The organism is Bacillus sp. AFS041924 (assembly GCF_002577195.1).
GTDB lineage: Bacteria > Bacillota > Bacilli > Bacillales > Bacillaceae_G > Gottfriedia.
The window spans coordinates 1-4667 of record NZ_NULG01000014.1 but is presented as its reverse complement, the minus strand read 5'-3'; the positions used below and the strand labels follow the sequence as shown (position 1 = coordinate 4667).

Annotated in this window: 2 rRNA genes; both read left to right on the top strand. The window is 51.8% G+C overall.

Annotated features, from left to right (window positions below):
• The first annotated feature begins 32 nt into the window (after nt 1-32).
• Nucleotides 33-1582 (top strand): 16S ribosomal RNA (locus tag COC46_RS04815).
• A gap of 139 nt (nt 1583-1721) precedes the next feature.
• Nucleotides 1722-4660 (top strand): 23S ribosomal RNA (locus COC46_RS04810).
• Together the 16S and 23S rRNA genes form the textbook arrangement of a ribosomal RNA operon.
• The last annotated feature ends 7 nt before the right edge of the window (nt 4661-4667 follow it).

Here is a 4667-nt window from a genome sequence, read left to right as displayed (position 1 = left end):
TTTTTTGAGCAATACAAGATTTAAACTTAACTTTTATGGAGAGTTTGATCCTGGCTCAGGACGAACGCTGGCGGCGTGCCTAATACATGCAAGTCGAGCGGACTAATGGGAGCTTGCTCCCGTTAGTTAGCGGCGGACGGGTGAGTAACACGTGGGCAACCTACCTGTAAGACTGGGATAACTTCGGGAAACCGGAGCTAATACCGGATGACACTGAGGAACTCCTGTTCCTTAGTTGAAAGATGGCCTCGGCTATCACTTACAGATGGGCCCGCGGCGCATTAGCTAGTTGGTGAGGTAACGGCTCACCAAGGCGACGATGCGTAGCCGACCTGAGAGGGTGATCGGCCACACTGGGACTGAGACACGGCCCAGACTCCTACGGGAGGCAGCAGTAGGGAATCTTCCGCAATGGACGAAAGTCTGACGGAGCAACGCCGCGTGAGCGATGAAGGCCTTCGGGTCGTAAAGCTCTGTTGTTAGGGAAGAACAAGTGCTAGTTAAATAAGCTGGCACCTTGACGGTACCTAACCAGAAAGCCACGGCTAACTACGTGCCAGCAGCCGCGGTAATACGTAGGTGGCAAGCGTTGTCCGGAATTATTGGGCGTAAAGCGCGCGCAGGCGGTTTCTTAAGTCTGATGTGAAAGCCCCCGGCTCAACCGGGGAGGGTCATTGGAAACTGGGAAACTTGAGTGCAGAAGAGGAAAGTGGAATTCCAAGTGTAGCGGTGAAATGCGTAGAGATTTGGAGGAACACCAGTGGCGAAGGCGACTTTCTGGTCTGTAACTGACGCTGAGGCGCGAAAGCGTGGGGAGCAAACAGGATTAGATACCCTGGTAGTCCACGCTGTAAACGATGAGTGCTAAGTGTTAGAGGGTTTCCGCCCTTTAGTGCTGAAGTTAACGCATTAAGCACTCCGCCTGGGGAGTACGGTCGCAAGACTGAAACTCAAAGGAATTGACGGGGGCCCGCACAAGTGGTGGAGCATGTGGTTTAATTCGAAGCAACGCGAAGAACCTTACCAGGTCTTGACATCCTCTGACAACCCTAGAGATAGGGCGTTCCCTTCGGGGACAGAGTGACAGGTGGTGCATGGTTGTCGTCAGCTCGTGTCGTGAGATGTTGGGTTAAGTCCCGCAACGAGCGCAACCCTTGATCTTAGTTGCCAGCATTTAGTTGGGCACTCTAAGGTGACTGCCGGTGACAAACCGGAGGAAGGTGGGGATGACGTCAAATCATCATGCCCCTTATGACCTGGGCTACACACGTGCTACAATGGATAGTACAAAGGGTTGCAAGACCGCGAGGTGGAGCTAATCCCATAAAACTATTCTCAGTTCGGATTGTAGGCTGCAACTCGCCTACATGAAGCCGGAATCACTAGTAATCGCGGATCAGCATGCCGCGGTGAATACGTTCCCGGGCCTTGTACACACCGCCCGTCACACCACGAGAGTTTGTAACACCCGAAGTCGGTGGGGTAACCTTTTAGGGGCCAGCCGCCTAAGGTGGGACAGATGATTGGGGTGAAGTCGTAACAAGGTAGCCGTATCGGAAGGTGCGGCTGGATCACCTCCTTTCTATGGAGACATCATGAACCGATGGTTCATGTATGAACTGTTTCTTCATTGTTTTGTTTAGTTTTGANNTTTGTACCTTGAAAACTAGATAATGTCATTCATTAAACTGCGTAAGTTTAATTCAATTAGTTTTAAAATTAGTTAAGTTAGAAAGGGCGCACGGTGGATGCCTTGGCACTAGGAGTCGATGAAGGACGGGACTAACACCGATATGCTTCGGGGAGCTGTAAGTAAGCTTTGATCCGGAGATTTCCGAATGGGGGAACCCACTACTCGTAATGGAGTAGTATCTTTACCTGAATACATAGGGTACTGAGGACAGACCCAGGGAACTGAAACATCTAAGTACCTGGAGGAATAGAAAGCAAAATGCGATTTCCCAAGTAGCGGCGAGCGAAAAGGAAGATAGCCCAAACCAAGAGGCTTGCCTCTTGGGGTTGTAGGACACTCTATACGGAGTTACAAAGGAACGGGGTAAATGAAGCGACCTGGAAAGGTCCGTCAAAGAAGGTAAAAACCCTGTAGTTGAAACCTCGTTCCCTCTTGAGTGGATCCTGAGTACGGCGGAACACGTGAAATTCCGTCGGAATCTGGGAGGACCATCTCCCAAGGCTAAATACTACCTAGTGACCGATAGTGAACCAGTACCGTGAGGGAAAGGTGAAAAGCACCCCGGAAGGGGAGTGAAAGAGAACCTGAAACCGTGTGCTTACAAATAGTCAGAGCTCGTTAACGAGTGATGGCGTGCCTTTTGTAGAATGAACCGGCGAGTTACGATCCCGTGCAAGGTTAAGTTGAAGAGACGGAGCCGCAGCGAAAGCGAGTCTGAATAGGGCGATATAGTACGTGGTCGTAGACCCGAAACCGAGTGATCTACCCATGTCCAGGATGAAGTTCAGGTAACACTGAATGGAGGTCCGAACCCACGCACGTTGAAAAGTGCGGGGATGAGGTGTGGGTAGCGGAGAAATTCCAATCGAACTCGGAGATAGCTGGTTCTCCCCGAAATAGCTTTAGGGCTAGCCTTATGTGTTAGAGTCTTGGAGGTAGAGCACTGATTGGACTAGGGGCCCCCAACGGGTTACCGAATTCAGTCAAACTCCGAATGCCAATGACTTATCCATAGGAGTCAGACTACGAGTGATAAGATCCGTGGTCAAGAGGGAAACAGCCCAGACCGCCAGCTAAGGTCCCAAAGTATACGTTAAGTGGAAAAGGATGTGGAGTTGCTTAGACAACCAGGATGTTGGCTTAGAAGCAGCCACCATTTAAAGAGTGCGTAATAGCTCACTGGTCGAGTGACTCTGCGCCGAAAATGTAACGGGGCTAAACGTATCACCGAAGCTGCGGATTGATACCGTATGGTATCAGTGGTAGGGGAGCGTTCTAAGGGCGTTGAAGCTAGATCGTAAGGACTGGTGGAGCGCTTAGAAGTGAGAATGCCGGTATGAGTAGCGAAAGACGGGTGAGAATCCCGTCCACCGTATGCCTAAGGTTTCCTGGGGAAGGCTCGTCCTCCCAGGGTTAGTCAGGACCTAAGCCGAGGCCGACAGGCGTAGGCGATGGACAACAGGTTGATATTCCTGTACCACCTCATTTCCGTTTGAGCGATGGAGGGACGCAGAAAGATAGGGTAAGCGCGCTGCTGGATATGCGCGTCCAAGCAATTAGGCTGATGTGTAGGCAAATCCGCACATCGTAAGGCTGAGTTGTGATGGCGAGGGAAATATAGTACCGAAGTTCCTGATTCTACGCTGCCAAGAAAAGCTTCTAGCGAGGAAATAGGTGCCTGTACCGCAAACCGACACAGGTAGGCGAGGAGAGAATCCTAAGGTGAGCGAGAGAACTATGGTTAAGGAACTCGGCAAAATGACCCCGTAACTTCGGGAGAAGGGGTGCTCTTTTGGGTGTATGCCCGGGAGAGCCGCAGTGAAAAGGCCCAAGCGACTGTTTAGCAAAAACACAGGTCTCTGCGAAGCCGCAAGGCGAAGTATAGGGGCTGACGCCTGCCCGGTGCTGGAAGGTTAAGAGGAGGGGTTATCCCTTACGGGAGAAGCTCTGAATTGAAGCCCCAGTAAACGGCGGCCGTAACTATAACGGTCCTAAGGTAGCGAAATTCCTTGTCGGGTAAGTTCCGACCCGCACGAAAGGCGTAACGATTTGGGCACTGTCTCAACCATAGACTCGGTGAAATTATAGTACCTGTGAAGATGCAGGTTACCCGCGACAGGACGGAAAGACCCCGTGGAGCTTTACTGCAGCTTGATATTGAATTTTGGTACAGCTTGTACAGGATAGGTAGGAGCCTGAGAAGCCGGAGCGCTAGCTTCGGTGGAGGCGTCGGTGGGATACTACCCTGGCTGTATTGAAATTCTAACCTAGAGCCGTGATCCGGCTCGGAGACAGTGTCAGGTGGGCAGTTTGACTGGGGCGGTCGCCTCCTAAAGAGTAACGGAGGCGCCCAAAGGTTCCCTCAGAATGGTTGGAAATCATTCGAAGAGTGTAAAGGCATAAGGGAGCTTGACTGCGAGACCTACAAGTCGAGCAGGGACGAAAGTCGGGCTTAGTGATCCGGTGGTTCCGCATGGAAGGGCCATCGCTCAACGGATAAAAGCTACCCCGGGGATAACAGGCTTATCTCCCCCAAGAGTCCACATCGACGGGGAGGTTTGGCACCTCGATGTCGGCTCATCGCATCCTGGGGCTGTAGTCGGTCCCAAGGGTTGGGCTGTTCGCCCATTAAAGCGGTACGCGAGCTGGGTTCAGAACGTCGTGAGACAGTTCGGTCCCTATCCGTCGTGGGCGTAGGAAATTTGAGAGGAGCTGTCCTTAGTACGAGAGGACCGGGATGGACACACCGCTGGTGTACCAGTTGTTCTGCCAAGAGCATGGCTGGGTAGCTATGTGTGGAAGGGATAAGTGCTGAAAGCATCTAAGCATGAAGCCCCCCTCAAGATGAGATTTCCCATAGCGTTAAGCTAGTAAGACCCCTGAGAGACGATCAGGTTGATAGGTCAGAGGTGGAAGCGTGGTGACACGTGGAGCTGACTGATACTAATCGGTCGAGGACTTAACTAACAAGTTT